We start from the raw sequence: 21,087 nt of genomic DNA, 5'->3' as shown, positions 1-21,087 counted from the left end.
CAAGGGTCAGGTGGCCTGGTAGAGGATGCCCCGCCCGACCGCTTCCCGCACGACGGGCAGCGCGGCCCGCGCCAGCGCGTCGGCGTCGACACCGTGAACGGCTGCGAGCAGGTCGATCAACGTCCCCAGCGGTACCTCGCCCCGGCAGCCGGCCAACAACGCCCGCCCGATCTCATCGACGCCGATGACCGCGCCTGGCCCACCGGGGCGGCGCACGGCCGCGCCGACGACCTGCCAGCCGTCGGGCCCCGGCAGCGACTGTTCGTCGAGGAACACCGGCGCCGTCGACAGCCTTGCCGCGAGCAACTGCTCGTCGGACGTGTCGTACAGGTACTCCCGGCGCGCGAAGAACGCGTCGACTTCGTCTCCGGTGACGGCATCGTCTACGCCGGTGATCTCCTCGAGGATGTGCTCAGGCGGGCGATGCTCACCGAATCGTGGTGCACGCAACGCGATCACGCCCATACCGACGCCGGTAATGCCCTCGTCGGCGAACCAATCGAGCCACTGCCCTCCGCGGCGCGCCGCTTGCTCTGGATCCTCTCCGGCGTCGGCCGTCCACAGCGACACGTAGCTGACCGGATCGGCGAGCTCGCGCTGCACCACCCACGCGTGCAAACCGCTGCCCGCCAACCACCTTCGCACCCGGTCGCGCCAGTCGTCTCGGCGGACGATCCAGTTGGCCATGACCAGCGCCGTGCCTCCCGGCTCCAGGTGAGCACCTATCTGCTCGATCAGGTTGCGGCACAGGGCGTCTCCGGCAAGACCCGGGTCGCGGTAGATGTAGTCGCGGTCGCCGGCGCCCACCACGAACGGCGGATTGGAGACGATGAGGTCAAAGCGCTCACCGACGACCGGCTCAAACAGGCTGCCGCGCCGCAGATCCCAGGACATGCCGTTGAGCCGCGCGGTCACCGCCGCGAGTGCGAGCGCCCGCTCGTTGGTGTCGGTGGCCACGATCTGCGCGCAGTGCCCGTTCAGGTGCAGCGCCTGCACTCCGCAGCCTGTGCCGAGGTCGAGCGCGCGGGCGACAGGCCTGCGCACGACGGCGCGGGCCAGCGAGACCGACGCACCGCCGATACCGAGGACGTGGTCGCGGTGCACCGGTCCAGAGCGCATCGAGGCGTCCAGGTCGGAGACGACGAAGAAGTCGTTGACGCCGTCGCCGTGGGGCCGGACGTCCAGTGCGGCGCGCACGGTCCCCTCCGTGGCCCACTCCAGCACGCCGTTCGTCACGAGTGCGTCGATATCGGGGCCGAGCGCCAGGACGACGCGGTCGGCGGGTTCGGTCGAGCCGAACAGAAACAGCCGCACCAGCACCGCCAGGCGTCGCTGCTGTGCTGTCCCGGCGTCGAGGACGCGATCGGTGGCTCTCAGGGCCGGCCACCCCACTCCCCTGGCGAACGCGGCGTCGGCGTCCTCGCCGAGCAGTCCGGCCACCGCGTCGGTCGTGTACCCCGCGCTGCGCAGGTCGGCGGCCAGCGCGTCGACGACGGCGACATCGGACAGCGGGCCGGGCGGATCCGGCTGCGTCAAAGCAGGGTGCCTTGTTCGGCCTGGGGTTCGACGGGCTCGATCAGCTCGGGGCCGTTGTTGCGGACGCTGTTCACCAGCCGGGACACTTCGCGGATCTCGATGCGGTCGAGGTCGCCGTGGCCGCGTAACAGCCCCTCGTCGATCGGCGCGTCGGGGTTCAGCCAGCGGTCCCAGTCGCGTTCGCTGATGGTCAGCGGCATGCGGTCGTGGATGTCGGCCAGCGGCCCGGCGGCGTCGGTGGTGATGATCGTGCAACTGAGCAGCGGTTTGACGTCTTTGGGAGCGTCTTTCGGCCGCCACGTCGACCACAGACCCGCCATGAACAGCGGCTCGCCGTCGCCCGCGTACATGAAGAAGGGAATTTTCGGAACCCTTGCCTCTCCCTTTTTTAGCCATTCGTACCAGCCGTCCATCGGCACCAGGCAGCGCTTGCTCTTGGCCGAGTTGCGGAAGGCCGGCGAGGTGGTCAGCTTTTCCGAGCGGGCGTTGATCAGCAGCGGCCCTTTGGTCTCGGGGCTGCCGTCCTCTTTGGCCTTCACCCACGGCGGCACCAGGCCCCAGCGCATCGAGCGCAGCCGCCGGGTGGCGTCGTCGTCGGGTTCGCTGTGGCGCTGGACCACGGTGCTGACAGTCGTGGTCGGCGCGACGTTGTAGTTCGGCGCCGACGCGTCCTTGCCGCCGGAGGTGGCCGACGTGGTCTCGTCGATCGCCTTGATCTTCTCGGCCAATAACGCCGGGTCCGTGGTCACCGCGAAACGTCCACACATGAATCCCATGGTGGCACGGCGAGCCGACAGGGGAAGATGGAGCGGTGAGCGCGCCCGCAGACCAAGAACGCCAGGCCTGGCCTGCACCGTCGACGACGGCTCCGGTGCATGCCACCGTCACCGTGCCCGGCTCGAAATCGCAGACGAACCGGGCGTTGGTGTTGGCGGCGCTGGCCACGGCGAACGGCGATTCGACGATCAGCGGGGCGCTGCGCAGCCGCGACACCGACCTGATGATCGGGGCGCTGCGTGCGCTCGGTGTGACGGTCGAGGGCCGCGCCGACGAACTGTCCGTCAGCGGCGCGATCGCGCCGAGCGATGGCGCGCGCATCGACTGCGGACTGGCAGGCACGGTGTTGCGGTTCGTGCCACCGGTGGCCGCCCTGGGCACGGCGACGGTCACGTTCGACGGAGACGAACAGGCTCGTGCCCGTCCCATCGCGCCCCTTCTCGACGCGTTGCGCGGCCTCGGGGTCGACATCGACGGCGACGGACTTCCGTTCGCGGTGCGGGGCGCCGGATCGGTCACCGGCGGGACAGTGGAGATCGATGCCTCGGCCTCGTCACAGTTCGTGTCCGGGCTTCTGCTGTCGGGAGCGGGCTTCCGCGATGGGCTGACCGTCGTACACACCGGCGACTCGGTCCCCTCCGCACCGCACGTGGCGATGACGGTCGCGATGCTGCGCGACGCCGGCGTCGACGTCGACGACGGCCGCGACAACCAGTGGCGGGTGTCGCCGGGGCCCGTGGCCGCCCGCCATTGGGACATCGAGCCCGACCTGTCCAACGCGGTGCCGTTCCTGGCGGCCGCGGTGGTCAGCGGAGGCAGCGTGCGGTTGACGGGCTGGCCACGACTCAGCACGCAACCGGCCGATGCCATCATCTCGATCCTCAAGAAGTTGGGATCGGTTGTGCAACATGGTGATAGCTACCTTGAAGTGTGTGGCGCCGAAGTGTACGGCGGTATCGACGTCGATCTGCACGAGGTCGGCGAGCTCACGCCCGCCGTCGCTGCGCTCGCGGCATTGGCCTCCCCCGGCTCGGTGTCGAAGCTGTGTGGTGTCGCGCATCTGCGTGGACACGAGACCGACCGGCTCGCAGCACTTTCGGCGGAGATCAACGGTCTCGGCGGTCAGTGCGAGGAGACCGAGGACGGGTTGGTGATCACGGCCCGACCGCTGCACGGCGGGCTGTGGCGGTCCTATGCCGACCACCGGATGGCCACCGCGGGCGCGATCGTGGGGCTTCGGGTGGCCGGCGTCGCGGTCGAGGACATCGACACCACCGCCAAGACGTTGCCCGATTTCCCGCAGTTGTGGGCCGATATGCTCGCGGGGCAGACGGCGGAGGTCGACCCCGCTTGAGCCGACGCGAGTACGACGAGTCCGATGTCCGGGTGCGGCCCGGCCGAGGCTCGCGGCCGCGGACCAAGATTCGGCCCGATCACGCCGACGCGCAGGAAGCGATGGTGGTGACCGTCGACCGTGGGCGGTGGGGATGCGCGCTCGGTGGCGACCCGGACCGCCGCGTGGTCGCGATGCGGGCGCGCGAACTGGGCCGCACCCCGATCGTCGTCGGCGACGAGGTGGGAATCGTCGGCGACCTGTCCGGCCGGCCCGACACGCTGGCCCGCATCGTCCGACGCGGTGAACGGCGAACAGTGTTGCGCCGCACCGCCGATGACACGGATCCGACCGAGCGGGTCGTGGTGGCCAACGCCGACCAACTGCTGATCGTCGTCGCGCTGGCTGATCCGCCGCCGCGCACCGGGCTGGTCGAGCGCGCGCTGATCGCGGCCTACGCCGGCGGGCTTGAGCCGATCCTGTGCCTGACAAAGACCGATCTCGCTCCGCCCGAACCATTTGCGGCGCACTTCGCCGATCTTGACCTGACGATCACCACGGCGGGTCGCGACGATCCGCTCGACGCGGTGGCCCCGATGCTGGCGGGCCGCGTCACCGTTCTGCTCGGACATTCGGGGGTCGGCAAGTCGACGCTGGTGAATCGCCTTGTCCCGCAAGCTGAGAGGGCCACCGGCGAGGTGACCGACGTCGGGAAGGGAAGACATACGTCGACCCAGTCGGTGGCACTGCCGCTGGAACTCGGCGGGTGGGTGATCGATACGCCCGGTATCCGGTCGTTCGGACTGGCACACATCGAACCCGACGATGTGCTGCTCGCGTTTTCGGATCTGGCCGAAGCGATCAAAGACTGCCCCCGCGGATGCGGGCACATGGGTCCGCCCGCCGATCCGGAGTGCGCGCTCGACACGTTGACCGGCCCCACGTTCGACCGCGTCGCCGCCGCCCGTCGGCTGCTGGCCGCCCTCCACGAGTCAGACTGGTAGCGCGCGCCTCTCACGCCCTACCCACCAATGCGCGAGCGTGCGCGTCTGCATCCGACACGCCGCGGATTTACGGCACTTCTCGCACGCCCGTCGTCGACGAGAGTGCGTGAAGTGCGGTCGACGCGGGAAGGCTCGGCGCCGGACGCACGGTCACCGCGGCGCCAACTTGCGCAAAGTGTCGAGAATGCGCGGCGTGTCGTGCGCAAGCACGCACGCTCGCGCAAACCGGAAGGAGGGGGCTAGGCGGCGGCCAGTTTGGCTGCGCGCTTCTCCCGGCGGCGGGCCCGCACGGCGGCCATCGACGACTTGAGACCACGCCGTTGGGTCGGCTCCAGTTCGGCGAACATCCGCTCGCTGCGCGTCTCTGGCGCATTGTCAGCGGTGTCGCGCAGGTACTTGTCCGGCAGCGACAGTTTGGCGATGGTCCGCCACGTCTTGCCGTACTGCAGCAGGAACGAACCCGTCGTGTAGGGCAGGTCGTACTTGTCGCACACCTGCTGCACCCGAACCGAGATTTCGTGCAGACGGTTGCTCGGAAGGTCCGGATACAGATGGTGCTCGATCTGATGGCACAGATTGCCGCTCATGAACCGCAGCACCGGGCCGCCCTCGAAGTTGGCACTGCCCAGCATCTGTCGCAGATACCACTGGCCCTTGCTCTCACCGACCATGTCGGTCTTGGTGAATTTCTCTGCGCCGTCAGGGAAGTGGCCGCAGAAGATGACCGCATTCGACCAGACGTTGCGGATCACGTTCGCGACCGCGTTCGCCGTCAGCGTCGACCGGTATGTCGCACCGGGCGACAGCGAGGTCAATGCGGGGTAGGCGACGTAGTCCTTGACCAACTGCGCGCCCGCCTTGGCGGCGAACTCGCGTGCCCGGACCTTGCTTTCGTCGCGGTTGTCCCTGCCCTTGAAGATCTTGCCCAACTCCACGTGCTGCAGGCCGACGCCCCACTCGAAGCCGAGCGCGAGAATCGTGTTGTACAGCAGGTTTCCGAGGTTGAACGGCTTCCACTTCGTGTCCCGGGTGACCCGCAGCAGGCCGTAGCCCACGTCGTCGTCCATGCCCAGGATGTTGGTGTACTTGTGATGCATGAAGTTGTGGGTGAAGCGCCAGTGCTTGGACGAGCCACTCATGTCCCACTCCCATGTCGAGGAGTGAATCTCGGGATCGTTCATCCAATCCCACTGCCCGTGCATGACGTTGTGGCCGATCTCCATGTTCTCGATGATCTTGGCCACGCCCAGCGTGACGGTACCTGCCCACCATGCAGAGCGGCGCGAGCTTGCCGCCAGCATCAGGCGGCCCGCGACCTCCAGCGCACGCTGGCCGGCGATGGTGCGACGGATATAGCGCGCGTCGCGCTCACCGCGGGAGTCTTCGATGTCCTGCCGGATCGCATCCAGTTCTACCGCCAGACTCTCGATGTCCGCGTCAGTCAGGTGCGCGAATTCGGGAACGTCAGTGATTGCCATCGTCAAGCCTCCTCTCGCGTGCCTACGTTACCGTAACCTACGTACCCGTAGGTTACCGGCCAGTAAACCTCAGACATCGAGCACGCAATCGCCGGATGCCGCGGAGATACAGGTCTGTACCCGGCTGCCCGGCTCGTGCTCGACACCGGTGCGCAGGTCACGGACGTGGCCCTCGACCAGACCCACCACACATGACTGGCAGATACCCATCCGGCAGCCGAACGGCATCTGGACCCCGACCTGCTCCCCGGCGTCCATCAGCGGAGTCGCGGCGTCCACGGTGGCCGTCTTGCCGCTGCGCGCGAACTCGACGGTGCCGCCCTGCCCGTGCACGGCGGCCTTGGACACCGCGAAACGCTCGAGGTGCAGGCGTTCGCCGAGGCCGGCGCTCGACCAGCACCGCTGGGCGGCATCGAGCATGCCCTCGGGACCACACGCCCAGGTCTGTCGCTCGCGCCAGTCGGGCACCTGGTCGTCGAGGCGCGACAGGTCCAGCCGGCCCTGGGTGCGCGTCGCGCGTGTCCGCAGTCGGTAGGAGTGGTGCGCGCGGGCCAGCTCGGCGAGTTCGGAGGCGAACATGACATCGGATTCGGTTGGCGCAGAATGCAAATGAACGATATCGGTGATCTGGTCGCGGCGGACCAGCGTCCGCAGCATCGACATCACCGGCGTGATACCGGAGCCGCCGGTGAGGAACAGCACCTTCGCCGGGGCGGGGTCGGGCATGACGAAGTTGCCCTGCGGCGCGGCCAGCCGCACGATCGTGCCGGGCGCCAACCCGTCGACCAGATGCGTCGACAGGAACCCTTCTGGCATGGCCTTGACCGTGATGGTGATGGTTCGGGTGGTGCGCGACGGCGCCGAGGTCAGCGAATAGGACCGCCAGCGCCAACGGCCGTCGATCTGCACGCCGATTCCGATGTACTGGCCGGGCTGGTAGTCGAACGAGAAGCCCCAGCCCGGCTTGATGACCAGCGTCGCCGAGTCCTCGGTTTCGCGCCGGACGCTCAGCACCCGGCCGCGCAACTCACGCGCCGACCACAGCGGGTTGGCGAGTTTGAGGTAGTCGTCGGGCAGCAGCGGCGTGGTGATCCGTCCCACGATGGTCCGCAGCGCGTGCAGGCCTGGGTTCTTGGTCCCGGCGACCGTCGGCTTCACCGTGTCGGCGACATTGGCCGACACCTTGATGGAGTTCTTGGCCATGAACCTACGGTACCGTAACCTACGCTGCCGTATCCAGCCGAGATCAAGGCCGATGCGGGCTCAGAGCAGTTCAAGCAGGAACGGCAACTCCTGCGGCGCGTACCAGGCCAGGTCGTGGTCCTGGGCATCACCGACGACGAAGTCGGCATCCTCGTCGCCGAGGTCCGCGTCGTCGACGGCCTCGATCGCGGGCAACACCGCGGACTCGGCCTCGGCATTGTCGACATAGGCGGCGATGACGTCCTCGAAGGCGACCGGACCGGCCAGCCGCACCACCGCGTCATCGAGATCGGGGCGCGGCGTCACGCCGTCGACCTCGGCCTCCACCACCGCGCGGCGCGGCGGCAGGTCGCCCACCCCTTCGCTCCCGAGCAGGCGCAGCGACGCCAGCGCGGCTTCCCGGCGCGCGACCTCGGCGAGTTCTTCGTCGTCGCCCTCGGCGTAGGACTCGCGCAGGACGGGCGTCACCGCGAACGCCGTACCGCTGCGGGCATGGAGCACCCGGTCGGCCACGAGCTGCTGCAGCATGGTCAGGGTCGCGGGGATGTAGACGCGCACCAGGCGAGATTAGTCGTCAGGCGATTTCTCGCTCGCCGGATCCTTCTCCACCGAGATGACGAAATCGTCACCGTGCTCCGTGACACCGTGGATGACCGCGCTGTCGACGGCCTCTTCGGCATACTTCTTTCGCACCATCATCGGGTCGCGGCGCAGGTCCTTGACCAACCCCACGGCCAGGCCGACCATCACCACGACGAACGGCAGCGCCGCGATGATGGTGATGGACTGCAACCCGGTCAACGCGTCCTCCCCGCCGACCAGCAGCATCACCGCAGCGACGGCGCCGGTGGCTACACCCCAGAAGATCACGGTGGCTCGACCGGGTCTGATCGTGCCGCGTTCGGACAGCGATCCCATCACCACCGACGCGGCGTCCGCGCCGGAGACGAAGAAGATCGCCACCAGCACCATCACCAGCACGCTGGCGACGGTCGCGATCGGATACTGCTCGAGCAGGCCGAACAGCTGAGCCTCGATGCTGCCTTCGCCGGCGAGGTCGGTGCCCTCCTGCTGTACGCGGATCGCCGACCCGCCGAACACCGCGAACCACACCAGTGACACCAGGCTCGGCACCAACAACACGCCGGTGACGAACTGACGGATGGTGCGCCCCCGCGAGATCCGCGCGATGAACATGCCGACGAACGGCGTCCACGACACCCACCACGCCCAGTAGAAGATCGTCCACGACTGCAGCCACACGTTGACCGCGGAGCCCTCGGCGCCGGTGCGCGCCGACATCATCGCGAAGTCGGCCATGTAGCTGCCCAGCGATGTCGGCAGCAGGTTGAGGATGAAAACCGTTGGCCCGACGACGAATACGAAGAATGCAAGCACCATCGCCAGCACCATGTTGATGTTGGACAGCCACTGGATGCCGCGCGCGACCCCGGAGACCGCCGACAGCACGAACGCGATCGTGAGCACCGTGATGATGACGACGAGGATGGTGTTGCCGGTTTCCCCGATACCGCCGACGATCTGCAGGCCGCTGCGGATCTGCAGCGCACCCAGACCGAGTGAGGCGGCCGAGCCGAACAGCGTGGCGAAGATCGCCAGCATGTCGATGACCTTGCCCCACGGTCCGTTGGCGCGCGAGCCCAGCAGCGGTTCGAACGCCGCGCTGATCAGCTGCAGCCGGCCCTTGCGGTAGACGCCGTAGGCGATCGCCAGGCCGACCACCGCGTAGATCGCCCACGGGTGCAGTGACCAGTGGAACAGCGTGGTGGCCATCGCGGTCTGCACGGCCTCGGTGTTGCCCGGCTCGCCGGTGCCCGGTGGCGGTGTCGCGTAGTGCGAAAGCGGCTCGGCCACCCCGAAGAACATCAGCCCGATCCCCATGCCGGCGCTGAACATCATCGCGACCCACGACACCCCGTGGAACTCGGGTTCCTCGTCGTCACGACCGAGCGGGATGGCGCCGAAGCGACCGATCGCCAGCCACAGGATGAACACCACGAAACCGGAGGCCGTCAGCACGAACAGCCACCCGGTGTTGTCCATCACCCACGTCAGCGCGCTGTCCGAAGCGGAGGCCAGCGACTCCGTGCTGACGAAGCCCCACACCAGGAAGGCAATCGCAATGACCGCGGTGACCCCGAAGACGACCCAGTCCACGCCGCGCGAGCGGGTGAACGCGTCATCATGTGGCGGCAGGTCGAGTGCCGGGTGGGGTACGACGGAATCGGTCGGCGATCGAAATGCGCGCTGTGTGGCGGACCTGGCTTTTCCTGGCGTCTCGTTCTCTGCGCTCGTGGTCATGGTGACCCAATTCGACCCCGCTGGCGTTGAGAGAGTCAATCCCGCAAACGCACAGAGGGTGTTATTGGGCCGCTTCTAGCAGTTCTTCCATCGACTCGCGCAGCAGGCTCGGCAAAACATCGACGTCGCTCATGGCGTCGCGGTCGGCATTGATGCCGAAGTAGACCATGCCGTGGTAGGACGTCACCCCCAGCGCCAGCACCTGGTTGCTCAAGAGCGGCGGTACCGCGTAGGTCTCCAGCAGTTTGGTGCCCGCGATGTACATCTGATGCTGTGCACCCGGCACGTTGGTGATCAGCAGGTTGAACTGGCGCGCCGAGAACGTGGTCGCCACCCGGATGCCCATCGCGTGCAGGGTCGGCGGGGCGAACCCGGACAGCGTCACGATGGTTCTCGCGTCGACCAGGCTCGCGGCGGTGGACGCCGATTCGGTGGCGTGGGCGATCTGCGAGAGCCGCACCACCGGGTTGCCCTCACCGACGGGAAGGTCGACGAGGAACGGCGTCACCTCGCTGATGGCCTGACCCGGGCCGGTCGCGTCGAGTTCGGCATCCGGATACACCGACATGGGCGCCATCGCCCGCACTCTCGCGGTCGAGGTCACCGGTTCACCGCGCGACATCAGCCAATTGCGTAACGCGCCGGCCACCACGGCCAGCACCACGTCGTTGACGTCGCAGTCGTAGCGGGCGCGCACCGCGCGGAAGTCCTCGAGCCGTCCGCAGGCGACGGTGAACCGCCGGTTGCGCGACACGGTGGTGTTCAGCGGGCTGCTCGGCGCGGTGCCGCGCGCCACGGTGCGGGCCACCTCGAGGGCGCGGCGGCCGATGTCGACCAACTGGCCCGCGTTGGTGGCGACGTCGACGACGGCGTTGCGGACCGCACTGATCTGCTCGGCGGGCCGGGTGATCCACTCACCGAGCGCACCGAGCAGCAACTGCCGATCGCTGGGCTCGCGCAGCGGGATCCAGATGTCCTCACCGAACTCCGGCGGCTTCTGGGTGCGGTCGGCGATGACGTGGCCGATCTCGAGGGCCGTCATGCCGTTCACCAGCGCCTGGTGCGACTTCGTGTAGATCGCGAGGCGGTTCTTGGCCAGGCCTTCGATCAGGTACATCTCCCACAGCGGCCGCGACCTGTCCAGCGGCCGGGACCCCAGCCGCGCAATGAGTTCGTGCAACTGGGCGTCGCTGCCCGGCGACGGCAGCGCGGAGCGACGGATGTGGTAGGTGATGTCGAAGTCGCGATCGTCCACCCACACCGGGCGTGCCAGGCCCAACGTCACCTCACGCACCTTCTGCCGGTAGCGGGGTATCTGTGGCAGCCGCTGTTCGACGGTGGCCAGCAGGGTCTCGTAGCTCAGGCCGCTGCGGGGTTTGCGAAGGATCGCCAGCGAACCCACGTACATCGGCGTCGACGTGTTCTCCAGGCGGTAGAACGACGCGTCCGCCGTCGACAACCGGGTGACCATCGCGACGTCGCCCCTCCCCTGTACTGCCCGCGGTCCGACCGCGGGCGCCGAAGTCCCCGCCACGCTATAGGCAAACCCCGAGGATGCGCATCACGGGTGCTTATCGCTGTCTGGGAGCCCCCGCGGACCGTGCGATCATGGTGGTGTCTGCCAACTCTCCAGCAGACGGGTCCTGTCTCGTCGAGTCGCTGGAGAACGCGTTGTGACATCCTTCCGCACCCCTGCCGAGGCCGCCTCCGGCCCCGACCAACAGCGACCGGCTGCGCTGGTGGCACCGGTCATCGACTGTGAACCGCCTCCCCTCGGTGTCGGCGCCTGTCCGCCACCGTCGCCAAAAGCGCTGCGCCGCCGACCATCCGCCGGTGTACACACTCGGCGCCCGCAAATGCCGATCCCCGCCGAGCCCGCCCCGCCGCGCGCGGCGGTCGCCTTCGCCGATGCGGCGTTGCGCAGGGTGCTCGAGGTGATCGACCGGCGGCGCCCCGTCGCCCAGTTGCAACCGCTGTTGGCACCGGCGCTGATCGAAACCGTGCTCACGCTGACCCGCCACCCACACTCCACCGTCGCCACCCTGCGCCGGGTCAGGGTGCGCGTGACCGATGACGACGGTCCGGCCGCGGAGGTATTCGGCACTTACAGTCGCGGACAGCGCATCCGCGCTATCGCGGCGCGCATCGCGTACGACGGCCGGCGCTGGCGGGTGGTCGCGCTGCAGATCGGTTGAGCGCTAGCCTGCTCGCGTGCAGGGAGACTCGATCAGCGTGCAGCGCGTCATCAAGGCGCCCCCGGACGCGATCTTCGCGTTACTCGCCGACGCCGGCAGGCATCCGGCCTTCGACGGCTCGGGCACCGTCGCTCACACATCCGGCGAGAAGTCTCAACCTCTGTCTGCCGGTGCGACATTCGGCATGGCGATGCGCGGAAGGCCCGAGTCGGTGTTCCTTGGATACCGGACCACCAACACCGTCGTCGAGTTCGAACCCGACCGCCGCATCGCGTGGAAGACGACGATGGGTCCCCTCGGGCTGATCGGCGGGCGCATCTGGCGTTACGAGCTCGAACCGACACCGGAGGGCACGCTGGTGCGCGAAACCTGGGACGTATCCGAGGACCGGCAACGCCTGCTGCTCAAGAGGGGCGGCGCACCCAAGCAAGCCGAAGACGGGATGCGCGCCACGCTGCGCCGTATCGCCGCGCTCGTCGAGCCCTCTTAACGCCTGCGCATCGCCTTCTGCTCGCGGGCCTGCTGGCGCGCGGCTTCGCGCCGCTGCTTGCGGGTGCCGCCGCTGGGCGCAGCCTGCCGCGGGGCGCCACTGCCGTTGCCCGACCGCTGCACCTCGGCCGACCCGTCCTCCGACGGCCCGGTGTAGGTCAGCGGACGCGACTCGTCGTCGATTCCCTTGGCGCGCAGGCCCGTTCCCGTCGGCCGTTCCTTGGTCGCCACCCCACCTTGGGCTTGTGCGGCGGCGGCCTCGGCGAACTCGCTCAGACCGGACGGCGGTGCGACCGGGGCGACGGTCGGCTGCGGCGCGGGTTCGACTGCGACGTTGAACAGGAACCCGACCGACTCCTCCTTGAGCCCCTCGAGCATTCCGATGAACATGTCGTAACCCTCGCGCTGGTACTCGACCAGCGGATCGCGCTGCGCCATCGCCCGCAGGCCGATGCCCTCCTTGAGGTAGTCCATCTCGTAGAGGTGTTCGCGCCACTTGCGGTCCAGCACGTTGAGCAGCACATTGCGCTCCAACTGGCGCATCGCGCCCTCGCCCGCGATCTCCTCGATCTGCTTCTCCCGCTCGGCGTACGCGCGGTCGGCGTCGGCGATCAACGCCTCCAGCAGCTCCTCGCGCGTCAACTCGCCGGGCTCACCGATCGCGTCGGAGTCGATCAGGTCGTGGTGGTCGATGCCCACGGGGTAGAGCTGCCGCAGCGCGGTCCAGAGCTGTTCGAGATCCCAGTCCTCGGAATAGCCCTCAGCCGTGGCACCGTCGACGTAGGCGGTGATCACGTCGACGAGCATGTTGCGGGCCTGTTCGGCGAGGTTCTCGCCCTCGAGGATGCGCCTGCGCTCGTCGTAGATGACGACGCGCTGCTTGTTCATCACCTCGTCGTACTTGAGGACGTTCTTGCGGACCTCGAAGTTCTGCTGCTCAACCTGCGTCTGCGCGCTTTTGATGGCGCGGGTGACCATCTTCGCCTCGATCGGCACGTCGTCGGGCAGGTTCAGCCGGGTCAGCAACGACTCCAGGGTGGCGCCGTTGAACCGTCGCATCAGCTCGTCACCCAGCGACAGGTAGAACCGGGATTCGCCAGGGTCGCCCTGGCGGCCGGAGCGGCCGCGCAGCTGGTTGTCGATGCGGCGGGACTCGTGCCGTTCGGTGCCCAGCACGTACAGGCCGCCCGCGGCGATGACATCCTCGGACTCGCGCGCGCACTCGGCTTTGACCGCGGACAGCGTCTCGTGCCAGACCTTCTCGTACTCGTCCGGGGTCTCCACCGGGTCGAGGCCGCGTTCGCGCAGCCGCTTGTCGGTGAGGAAGTCCGGATTGCCGCCGAGCACGATGTCAGTACCGCGGCCCGCCATGTTGGTCGCGACGGTGATCGCGCCCAGCCGGCCGGCCTCGGCGATGATCGAGGCCTCCTGCTCGTGGTACTTCGCGTTGAGCACATTGTGCGGGATCCTGCGCTTGGTGAACTGGCGAGACAGGTACTCCGAGCGCTCCACGCTGGTGGTGCCGATCAGGACCGGCTGGCCCTTCTCGTAGCGCTCGGCGACGTCGTCGACGACAGCGATGTACTTGGCCTCTTCGGTCTTGTAGATCAGGTCGGATTGATCGGCGCGGATCATCGGCTTGTTGGTCGGGATGGGAACCACACCGAGCTTGTAGATCTCGTGCAGCTCGGCGGCCTCGGTCTGCGCGGTGCCGGTCATACCTGAGAGCTTGTCGTAGAGGCGGAAGTAGTTCTGCAGCGTGATCGTGGCCAGCGTCTGGTTCTCGGCCTTGATCTCGACGCGCTCCTTGGCCTCGATGGCCTGGTGCATGCCCTCGTTGTAGCGACGGCCCACCAGCACGCGACCGGTGAACTCGTCGACAATGAGCACGTCGCCGTCGCGCACGATGTAGTCCTTGTCGCGCTGGAACAGCTCCTTGGCCTTGAGCGCGTTGTTCAGGTAGCTGACCAGCGGCGAGTTGGCCGCCTCGTAGAGGTTGTCGATACCCAGCTGGTCCTCGACGAACTCGACGCCGAGTTCGTGCACGCCGACGGTGCGCTTGCGGATGTCGACCTCGTAGTGGACGTCCTTTTCCATCAGCGGCACGATCCTGGCGAACTCCGTGTACCACTGCGACGCGCCGTCGGCGGGGCCGGAGATGATCAGCGGGGTGCGGGCCTCGTCGATGAGGATGGAGTCGACCTCGTCGACGATCGCGAAGTTGTGTCCGCGCTGGACCAGGTCGTCCAGGGAGTGCGCCATGTTGTCGCGCAGGTAGTCGAAGCCGAATTCGTTGTTGGTGCCGTACGTGATGTCGGCGGCGTAGGCGGTCCGCCGCTGGTCGGGGGTCATCTGCGCCAGGATCACGTCGACTTCCAGGCCGAGGAACCGGTGCACGCGGCCCATCCACTCGGCGTCGCGCCTGGCCAGGTAGTCGTTCACGGTGACGATGTGCACGCCCTTGCCCGACAGCGCGTTGAGGTAAGCCGGGAGCACGCCGGTCAGCGTCTTGCCTTCACCGGTCTTCATCTCCGCGACGTTTCCGAAGTGCAGCGCCGCGCCGCCCATCAACTGCACCTTGAACGGCTTCTGGTCGAGCACCCGCCAGGCCGCCTCGCGGGCGACGGCGAACGCTTCGGGCAGCAGGTCGTCGAGGCTTTCGCCGTTGTCCACGCGCTTTTTGAACTCGTCGGTCTTGGCCCGCAGTTCAGCGTCGGTCAGCTTCTCGACGTCGCCCTCCAGGGAGTCGACGTAGTCGGCCACCCCCTTGAGGCGTTTGACCATCCGGCCCTCGCCGAGACGCAGCAACTTTTGCAGCACGCTAGTTCCCCTATGGGTTTGGAAGTCTTGAGCTCAACCCATGGTAGGCGACATGCGCCCTGAACCCGGCCCAGCTGCGTCAGGCCAGGCGAAATATGGGTCGGCCCGGCTCAGGTGAGCCGGACCGAACCACGCGGCTCAGGCGCCGAAATCAAGCCTCCGGCTCAGGCGAGCCGAATCAAGCCGTAGTCGTAGGCGTGCCTGCGGTAGACCACCGACGGCAGGTCGCTCTCCTTGTCATGGAAAAGGAAGAAGTCGTGGCCTACCAGTTCCATCTGCGACAGCGCGTCGTCGACGGTCATCGGGGTGGCCGGATGCTCCTTGATCCGCACGATGCGTCCGGGCTCGTGCTCGTCGAGCGCCGCGCCGTCGTGTTCGGCCGGCGTCGCTGTCAGCGGCTCGGGTGGTGCGGTGACCGCGGTGGCCTTGGCGACCGATACCGGGGTTTTGTCGCCGTAGTGGATCTTGCGGCGATCACGCGCACGGCGCAGCCGCTCGGCGAGCTTGTCCACCGCTGATTCCATCGCGCCGTAGAAGCTGTCGGCACAGGCTTCGGCGCGGACCACGGGGCCGCGGCCGCGCGCGGTGATCTCCACATGTTGGCAATACTTGCGTTGACGTCGGTTCCGCTCGTGATCGAGCTCAACGTCGAACAGATAGATCGAGCGGTCGAATCGTTCCAGGCGTGACAGTTTCTCTGCGACGTACGTGCGGAAGTGGTCGGGGATCTCGACGTTGCGACCGGTGACCGCGACTTCGGCGCGCGGTCGGGTTTCGGGCGTTTCGTCCTCGATCACCATCGTTCGGGAGTCCAGGGATTGGCTTGACATGCTTGGCAACTCGTTTCTTCGGCGTCCGCACGCGTGAGCGTGCCCGGGTTGTCGTGATCCGCACCGACGGGGCTTTGCATGTCTCGCCGCTCGCCGGTGCAAGGTGTCGTCTACTCACCTCCTACCGCGTCGGCGATGCTGGCGCTTCGTATCTGAGCGCCGGCCGTGAGTCATTCACGGGTGTTGAAGCCGACGGTAGCCGCGTTCACCCGGTAGTGCCAGTGAATCCGGGTACCTGTTTCCAGTTCTTCACCTCGGTCTGATATGTAGGGCCTGAAATCCGGCCTCGCGGCGCGGTCACGCGTTTGCCACAACCAGCACGGCCGCCACGCGCGCCCCAATGGTGTGCAGCACGCGAACCGACTCGGCGGCGGTGGCGCCGGTGGTGACGATGTCGTCGACGACGAGCACTTCGTCCGCGACAGGCCGCACGACTCGGACCCGGCCGCCGATGTTGCGCTGCCGATCGGCGGTGGACAACCCGACCGAATCCGCCACGAGAGCGCGTGTGCGCAGCGCCTGGACGACGCCCACCCCCGGCAGGTCGGCGACAGCGGTACGCGCAATCCGAGTCACCGGGTCACCGCCGCGCCGACGGGCCGACCACCGGCGGGTCGGTGCGGGGACCACCGTCAGCGGGCTATCGAGAAGACCCCAGGTCAGCAGGTGGGACAGGCCGGCCCGCAGCGCCCCGGCAAGCGGGCGCAGCAGATCGGTTCGGCCGTGCTCTTTGACCGCGATGACGGCTGCTCGCCGCGGCCCCGCGTAACGGCCCAGGGAATACACCGGGACGCCGGGATCCACCCGCGGCGAGACGAGGTGCGGATCCTCTGCCCTGACCGTCAGCGTCGCCGCGCAGGCCGCGCACCACCGCGTCGACGGTGCGCCGCAGCCGCCGCACTGCAGCGGGAGAACGAGATCGAGCACGCGGTCAGTGTGGCGGTGGTGGGTGACACGGGTACTCCGTGGGCATGCAGGACCAACGGGAGTCGTGGATCGTCGATTGCCTGGTGAGTGCGTTCGCCGATCTGATGAAGGCCGATCCAGATGCGTTCCGGACCAAGTTCCGCAAGATGGCGGCCGAGCCCTTCGCCTTCTTCCGCGGCAGCGCGTGCGTCTTCTACGGCGACGTCGCCGCGCGCGAGGACCGCTGGGCCGACGAGCGCACCAGCCGGGTGTGGATCCAGGGCGATCTGCACACCGAGAACTTCGGCACCTATATGGACGGCGAAGGCACGCTGATCTTCGACGTCAACGACTTCGACGAGGCCTACATCGGTCACTTCACCTGGGACCTGCAGCGGTTCGCGGCCAGCGTCGCGCTGATGTGTTGGCAGAAGGCGCTGTCGGACCACGAGATCAGCGGGCTGATAAACACTTTCGCGCACGCCTACGTCGATCAGGTGCGGTGGTTCCTGCAGGCCGACGACGACACGGGCTTCTCCTTGAATCTCGACACCGCACGCGGCGCCGTGCTGTCCGCGTTGCAGAGTGCGCGATTGTCGACGAGGGCCGAGATGTTGGATCGTCTCACCGTGGTCGACGACTGGGACCGACGCTTCCGGGACGCCGCGGGCGTACGCCGACTCGAGGATGCCGAACGCGACAACGTCGAGGGCGCGTTCGCGCGATACCTCGAGACCATCCCCAAAACCAAACGGTTCCAGGGCATCACCTACGACATCAAGGATGTGATCGGCAAGACGGGTCACGGTATCGGCAGCGCGGGTCTGCCGACCTACACCGTGCTGATCGAGGGATTCAACCAGGCGCTGGACAACGACGCCGTGCTGTCGATGAAGCAGGGCAACATCGCCGCGCCCAGCCGTGTCGTCGAAGAGGCGGGCCTGGGCCGGCATTTCAAGCATCATGGCCACCGAACGGCGGTGTCACAACGTGCGCTGCAGGCGCATGCCGATCCGCTGCTCGGCTACACCGACATCGACGGCGTCGGGTTCGTCGTGAGCGAGTTATCGCCGTATGCAGCCGATCTCGACTGGAGCGAGTTGACCGAACCGGACGAATTGGACGAGGTGATCGAGCAGCTGGGGCGGGCGGTGGCCAAGGTGCATTGCGTCGGGGATGCCGACAGCGACCAGAAGGTGGTCGAGTTCCAGACCGAGGAGGCGATCGACGCGGTCATCGGCGACCATGTCGACGAGTTCTCGGCCGACCTCGTGACGTTCGGGCTTCAGTACGCCCGCATCGTGCGCGACGATCACCGCCATTTCGTCGAAGCGTTTCGCGAAGGCCGCATCCCGGGGGTCACGTCGACCTGACCCGTCAGCGCAAGACGATCGAATCGCCTTGCAATGCCACTGGTTTCGACACCAACGGACGCGTTGCCGGTCCGTTCGCCACCGTGCCGTCCAGGTGGAACTTGCTGCCGTGGCAGGGGCAGTTGATCGTGGCGCCTGCGACGTCGCGCACCGTGCACCCGGCGTGAGTGCAGGTGGCCGAAAATCCCATGAAATCACCCGCCGTCGGTTGCGTCACCACGGTCTGGTCGACGATGACACCTCCGCCGACCGGGACGTCGGCGACGTTTGCGAGGACCGCAACCGGCACCACCGCGCCACCGGTCGTCGTCACGGCCGACTCCTCGGCGGCGTCGGGATCCTTGCCGTACGTGCTGCAGGCCCCCAACGCGGTACCAGCGATTCCGAGCCCCGCACCCGCAAGGAATTGTTTGCGTCGCATGGCGATTCCTTTCCTCAGAACCTCAGCCCGCTGGTCTGGAAGAACCACAGCGCCGAGGTGAGCCAGACGTAGACCAACCCGAAGAACACCAGTCCCCCGACGACGGGAAGCACCCAGCCGTGAAGCCCGCCGCGCGTCAACAGGATCATCTTGGTGACGAAGACCCCGTAGAAGAAACAGCCGAACAGCGAGTGAAACAGCACCCGGCTGTCGGTTTCGGCGAAGCCGAGAGCGTAGAGGCAGTGCACGGCCACCGGCACAGTGGCCAACACCGCCAACCGCCCCGACCATATGTGGGCCGTTCCTATCCACGTCGGCGCGCGCCCACCGGGCGTCAACCGATACATCACGAACGCCGAGGACAGTTGGAACAGCGCCAACACAATCGCGAGAGTGGCCAGCCACGACTTCACCGCCGTGCCGCTGGAGAACCCCGCCACGTTGATCGAGAAGAATTGCGGCTCATGGATCTTGCCGAACACTCCGAGCGCGACGGCGACCATTGCGCCGAGGCTGACGGCGATCAGCATCCCCACTGTGCCGGTGTTGCGGGTGACGACGGGATCAGACATCGCCGCTGCGCACGCCGTTCCGCTCGTACACAAAGAGGCCGGCGGGCGCTTCGGCTGCCGGCGCGGTGAGCGGCTGTCAGCCCGGCAGCACGGGTTCGGCGCCGGGCACCAGCAGCGGACGCACCTCGGCCCACGCCGGATCGTCCTCGGCCACCGAACCGGAGAGTTGCACGACCCCACGGGCATCGGCCACGTACACCGTCGACGGGTTGGCCGCCACGGTGGTGACCGGCATCAGCAGGTTGCGGCTCGGACCGTCGGAGTTGACACCGTCGAGGTTGACGTAGGACACCGGATGCGCAGGATCGGTGCGGCTGACCACGATGTCGTCGCCGGTGCGCCATGACAGCGACACCACGGTGTTGCCCAGGCCGTAGCCCAGGCGTCGCGGGTAGGTCAGCGCGTAGCCGCCGCCGGGCGTCTGTTCGACACCGGCCAATACGACCCGGCCGTCGATCACCATCGCCGCGCGGGTGCCGTCGCGCGACAGCTGCAGTTCGGTGATCACGCCGGGAAACCTGCTCGACACCAGCGTGGAGTCGATCGGTATGCGCGCCGGCTGGCCCGACGCGTCCTGGATGACACGCACGACGTTGTTGCCGTCGATCACCACCCACACCGCGTTGTCCAGCGACCAGCTCGGCCGCGACAGGCTTCGGGCATCCAACACCTGCGACGCGGCCCCGCCGAGCGCGCCGACCCACATCGACGACGCCATATCCGGTGCGTCCGGCCGCACCGTGACGATCGACGCCACCTCCTGGCCCGTGCGGGACACCGCCGCCGCGGTCTGGTTCGGCATCTGCCCGAACTGTCCGGGAACCCGCGGCGCCCGCCGACCGTCGAGCGCGACCAGCGAACCGCCCACCAGCGCGTGCAGGCCCGCCGCCACTCCCGAGGCCGCGCCCGGGTCGGTGGCCGCCACGTCGGAGGTCTCCCACCCGTCGGTGAACCGGTCGTCGAGGGCGGCGCCGTCGGCGTTGATCACGTACGGCCCGTTGACCCCCGCGCGGGACAGCGTCCAGATGAGTTGCGCCGCAAGCAGTTGCCTGCTGTGCGGATCGGTGGTCGACAGGTTGTCCAGATCGATTTTGGCGCCGCCGTAGCCCCGGCCGACGCCCATCTTGCCGCCGTCGGCGCGGGTGACCGGGCCGCGCAGTTTCAGTGGCGGTTCGAGGAGATTGCGGACGGTCTTGGCCATCTCCGGTCGCGGCCCGGCGATCAGCTTGCTCACCAGTTCGGTGGCCAACTGGTCGGGATCGGACACCGCGACATAGCGCGGATCGGGCACCACGGTGCTGCCGGTCGGGTCGACGAAGTACAGGGTGTTGCGTCGATAGGTGGCCTGAAACTGCTGCCAGTCCAGGAAGACGCCGTTCGGCAGCTTGTCGATGCGCCAACCGTCGGCGGTCTTGACCAGTTCGATCGGCCCCGGGTCGGGCAGCGCGCCCTCCCCCGTTTCGAACACACCCATGTCCGACAGCGATCCGAGGATGTCGGCGCGCATGGTCACCGACACCCGGTCGGGACCACGCGTCTCGACGAACACCACGTTGTCGATCAGCAGCGCGCTGCCCGCGTCATCCCACGCTTGCGAAGCTGATTCGGTCAGGAACTGGCGCGCAGCCAGATGCCGGTTCGCGGGATCGGCGGTGGCCTTGAGGAATTCGCGCAGCAACACGTCGGGATCCATGCCCGGAGTCGGCTTGGGCAGGCTCGGCGGGGCGGGTCGGTCGACGGTTCCGATAGCTTGCGGGGAGGACGAACTGGGCACGCCCGCACAGCCGGTGAGAACCAACGCCAGCACGCTCAGGATTGCCAGCAGGAT

At 67.8% G+C, this 21,087-nt stretch carries 18 protein-coding genes; 5 read left to right on the top strand and 13 right to left on the bottom strand.

Annotated elements, in window-relative coordinates:
- Positions 1-6: 6 nt before the first annotated feature.
- Both A5759_RS09895 and A5759_RS09890 read right to left on the bottom strand, forming a co-directional pair.
- The gene (locus A5759_RS09895) at positions 7-1,536 is read right to left on the bottom strand and encodes a class I SAM-dependent methyltransferase (protein WP_068196831.1); all 1,530 of its coding nucleotides are present in this window, start codon (positions 1,534-1,536) and stop codon (positions 7-9) included.
- Positions 1,533-2,303, bottom strand: a complete 771-nt coding sequence (locus tag A5759_RS09890; RefSeq protein ID WP_082962070.1) for an SOS response-associated peptidase — start codon at positions 2,301-2,303, stop codon at positions 1,533-1,535. The genes A5759_RS09895 and A5759_RS09890 overlap by 4 nt, the downstream gene beginning before the upstream one ends.
- 44 nt (positions 2,304-2,347) lie before the next feature.
- Between A5759_RS09890 and aroA the strand changes: the two genes are divergently transcribed.
- The gene (gene aroA / locus A5759_RS09885; protein WP_068196821.1) at positions 2,348-3,667 is read left to right on the top strand and encodes a 3-phosphoshikimate 1-carboxyvinyltransferase; all 1,320 of its coding nucleotides are present in this window, start codon (positions 2,348-2,350) and stop codon (positions 3,665-3,667) included.
- Complete coding sequence (rsgA, locus tag A5759_RS09880; protein WP_068196819.1) at positions 3,664-4,650, top strand: ribosome small subunit-dependent GTPase A; 987 nt, start codon at positions 3,664-3,666, stop codon at positions 4,648-4,650. The genes aroA and rsgA overlap by 4 nt, the downstream gene beginning before the upstream one ends.
- 239 nt (positions 4,651-4,889) lie before the next feature.
- On the opposite strand, the gene A5759_RS09875 is transcribed toward rsgA, so the two are convergent.
- The 5 genes from A5759_RS09875 to A5759_RS09855 all read right to left on the bottom strand — a co-directional run bounded on the left by A5759_RS09875 (position 4,890) and on the right by A5759_RS09855 (position 11,124).
- Positions 4,890-6,128, bottom strand: a complete 1,239-nt coding sequence (locus tag A5759_RS09875) for a fatty acid desaturase (protein ID WP_068196817.1) — start codon at positions 6,126-6,128, stop codon at positions 4,890-4,892.
- 69 nt (positions 6,129-6,197) lie between these two features.
- Positions 6,198-7,331: a ferredoxin reductase gene (locus A5759_RS09870; RefSeq protein WP_068196815.1), complete on the bottom strand. Its 1,134-nt coding sequence runs from the start codon at positions 7,329-7,331 to the stop codon at positions 6,198-6,200.
- A 60-nt stretch (positions 7,332-7,391) separates the two neighbouring features.
- On the bottom strand, positions 7,392-7,889 hold the full coding sequence (locus A5759_RS09865; protein WP_068196813.1) for a hypothetical protein: 498 nt from the start codon (positions 7,887-7,889) through the stop codon (positions 7,392-7,394).
- A gap of 9 nt (positions 7,890-7,898) precedes the next feature.
- Positions 7,899-9,653 carry a BCCT family transporter gene (locus tag A5759_RS09860; RefSeq protein WP_068196812.1) on the bottom strand — a complete coding sequence of 585 codons (1,755 nt, stop codon included), beginning with the start codon at positions 9,651-9,653 and terminating at the stop codon, positions 7,899-7,901.
- A gap of 61 nt (positions 9,654-9,714) precedes the next feature.
- The gene (locus A5759_RS09855; protein WP_068196809.1) at positions 9,715-11,124 is read right to left on the bottom strand and encodes a wax ester/triacylglycerol synthase family O-acyltransferase; all 1,410 of its coding nucleotides are present in this window, start codon (positions 11,122-11,124) and stop codon (positions 9,715-9,717) included.
- A gap of 202 nt (positions 11,125-11,326) precedes the next feature.
- Between A5759_RS09855 and A5759_RS09850 the strand changes: the two genes are divergently transcribed.
- Both A5759_RS09850 and A5759_RS09845 read left to right on the top strand, forming a co-directional pair.
- Complete coding sequence (locus tag A5759_RS09850; protein WP_068196805.1) at positions 11,327-11,848, top strand: Rv3235 family protein; 522 nt, start codon at positions 11,327-11,329, stop codon at positions 11,846-11,848.
- Positions 11,849-11,864: 16 nt separating this feature from the next.
- Positions 11,865-12,338, top strand: coding sequence for an SRPBCC family protein (locus tag A5759_RS09845; RefSeq protein ID WP_068196804.1), 474 nt, complete (start codon positions 11,865-11,867; stop codon positions 12,336-12,338).
- Here the strand turns inward: A5759_RS09845 and secA are convergent.
- The 3 genes from secA to A5759_RS09830 form a co-directional block, all read right to left on the bottom strand.
- The gene (secA, locus tag A5759_RS09840; RefSeq protein WP_068196801.1) at positions 12,335-15,157 is read right to left on the bottom strand and encodes a preprotein translocase subunit SecA; all 2,823 of its coding nucleotides are present in this window, start codon (positions 15,155-15,157) and stop codon (positions 12,335-12,337) included. The genes A5759_RS09845 and secA overlap by 4 nt on opposite strands.
- Before the next feature lie 164 nt (positions 15,158-15,321).
- Positions 15,322-15,957 (bottom strand): ribosome hibernation-promoting factor, HPF/YfiA family, encoded by a 636-nt coding sequence (gene hpf / locus A5759_RS09835; protein ID WP_197506014.1) that lies wholly within the window; start codon positions 15,955-15,957, stop codon positions 15,322-15,324.
- 327 nt (positions 15,958-16,284) lie between these two features.
- Entirely contained in the window at positions 16,285-16,914 is a 630-nt protein-coding gene (locus tag A5759_RS09830; RefSeq protein ID WP_068196796.1) for a ComF family protein, read from the bottom strand.
- A gap of 44 nt (positions 16,915-16,958) precedes the next feature.
- Here A5759_RS09830 and A5759_RS09825 point away from each other — a divergent pair, with 44 nt between their 5' ends.
- On the top strand, positions 16,959-18,266 hold the full coding sequence (locus tag A5759_RS09825) for a DUF2252 domain-containing protein (protein ID WP_068197106.1): 1,308 nt from the start codon (positions 16,959-16,961) through the stop codon (positions 18,264-18,266).
- Positions 18,267-18,270: 4 nt separating this feature from the next.
- Here A5759_RS09825 and A5759_RS09820 read toward each other — a convergent pair whose 3' ends face one another.
- The 3 genes from A5759_RS09820 to lpqB all read right to left on the bottom strand — a co-directional run bounded on the left by A5759_RS09820 (position 18,271) and on the right by lpqB (position 21,087).
- Positions 18,271-18,687, bottom strand: coding sequence for a ubiquinol-cytochrome c reductase iron-sulfur subunit (locus A5759_RS09820; protein ID WP_066848971.1), 417 nt, complete (start codon positions 18,685-18,687; stop codon positions 18,271-18,273).
- A 14-nt stretch (positions 18,688-18,701) separates the two neighbouring features.
- The gene (locus A5759_RS09815) at positions 18,702-19,259 is read right to left on the bottom strand and encodes a DUF6529 family protein (RefSeq protein ID WP_068196793.1); all 558 of its coding nucleotides are present in this window, start codon (positions 19,257-19,259) and stop codon (positions 18,702-18,704) included.
- Positions 19,260-19,335: 76 nt separating this feature from the next.
- Entirely contained in the window at positions 19,336-21,087 is a 1,752-nt protein-coding gene (lpqB, locus tag A5759_RS09810; RefSeq protein WP_197506013.1) for an MtrAB system accessory lipoprotein LpqB, read from the bottom strand.

It is taken from the genome of Mycobacterium sp. 852014-52144_SCH5372336 (assembly GCF_001665615.1).
Lineage (GTDB): Bacteria > Actinomycetota > Actinomycetes > Mycobacteriales > Mycobacteriaceae > Mycobacterium > Mycobacterium neumannii_A.
Note: the sequence above shows the minus strand (reverse complement) of the source record. Positions and strands in the feature narration are given on the sequence as shown.

Bases quoted from the DNA above. Each gene is read 5' to 3' on its own strand.
- A5759_RS09890 (WP_082962070.1), bottom strand. From the start codon at position 2,303: ATGTGTGGACGTTTCGCGGTGACCACGGACCCGGCGTTATTGGCCGAG.
- A5759_RS09875 (WP_068196817.1), bottom strand. From the start codon at position 6,128: ATGGCAATCACTGACGTTCCCGAATTCGCGCACCTGACTGACGCGGAC.
- A5759_RS09870 (WP_068196815.1), bottom strand. From the start codon at position 7,331: ATGGCCAAGAACTCCATCAAGGTGTCGGCCAATGTCGCCGACACGGTG.
- A5759_RS09860 (WP_068196812.1), bottom strand. From the start codon at position 9,653: ATGACCACGAGCGCAGAGAACGAGACGCCAGGAAAAGCCAGGTCCGCC.
- A5759_RS09855 (WP_068196809.1), bottom strand. From the start codon at position 11,124: ATGGTCACCCGGTTGTCGACGGCGGACGCGTCGTTCTACCGCCTGGAG.
- hpf (WP_197506014.1), bottom strand. From the start codon at position 15,957: ATGGTGATCGAGGACGAAACGCCCGAAACCCGACCGCGCGCCGAAGTC.
- A5759_RS09825 (WP_068197106.1), top strand. From the start codon at position 16,959: ATGCAGGACCAACGGGAGTCGTGGATCGTCGATTGCCTGGTGAGTGCG.
- A5759_RS09820 (WP_066848971.1), bottom strand. From the start codon at position 18,687: ATGCGACGCAAACAATTCCTTGCGGGTGCGGGGCTCGGAATCGCTGGT.
- A5759_RS09815 (WP_068196793.1), bottom strand. From the start codon at position 19,259: ATGTCTGATCCCGTCGTCACCCGCAACACCGGCACAGTGGGGATGCTG.